This is a genomic window from Aeromonas sp. Y293-4, from assembly GCF_027705905.1.
GTDB lineage: Bacteria > Pseudomonadota > Gammaproteobacteria > Enterobacterales > Aeromonadaceae > Aeromonas > Aeromonas veronii.
The window spans coordinates 1-603 of sequence record NZ_JAPDCI010000081.1; the positions used below are offsets into that span (position 1 = coordinate 1).

Sequence of the window (603 nt, forward strand, 5' to 3'; positions counted from 1 at the left end):
AACGTTTGACATGAGGGGCGGCCAAGGGCGCCAGCCCTTGGACGTCCCCCTCGATGGAAGGGTTAGGCATCACTGCGTGTTCGCTCGAATGCCTGGCGTGTTTGAACCATGTACACGGCTGGACCATCTGGGGTGGTTACGGTACCTTGCCTCTCAAACCCCGCTTTCTCGTAGCATCGGATCGCTCGCAAGTTGCTCGGCGACGGGTCCGTTTGGATCTTGGTGACCTCGGGATCATTGAACAGCAACTCAACCAGAGCTCGAACCAGCTTGGTTCCCAAGCCTTTGCCCAGTTGTGATGCATTCGCCAGTAACTGGTCTATTCCGCGTACTCCTGGATCGGTTTCTTCTTCCCACCTTCCGTCCCCGCTTCCAAGAGCAACGTACGACTGGGCATACCCAATCGGCTCTCCATTCAGCATTGCAATGTATGGAGTGACGGACTCTTGCGCTAAAACGCTTGGCAAGTACTGTTCCTGTACGTCAGCAAGTGTCGGGCGTGCTTCTTCTCCGCCCCACCACTCGACGATATGAGATCGATTTAGCCACTCATAGAGCATCGCAAGGTCATGCTCAGTCATGAGGCGCAGTGTGACGGAATCG

The 603-nt window shown here is 55.7% G+C and carries 1 protein-coding gene; it reads right to left on the minus strand.

Going from position 1 to position 603, the window contains the following annotated elements; all coding sequences use genetic code 11:
- Window positions 1–62 precede the first annotated feature (62 nt).
- The coding region (gene aac(6')-Ib / locus OKC31_RS21665) for an AAC(6')-Ib family aminoglycoside 6'-N-acetyltransferase (protein WP_257712539.1) at window positions 63–603 on the minus strand (541 nt) is incomplete at its 5' end.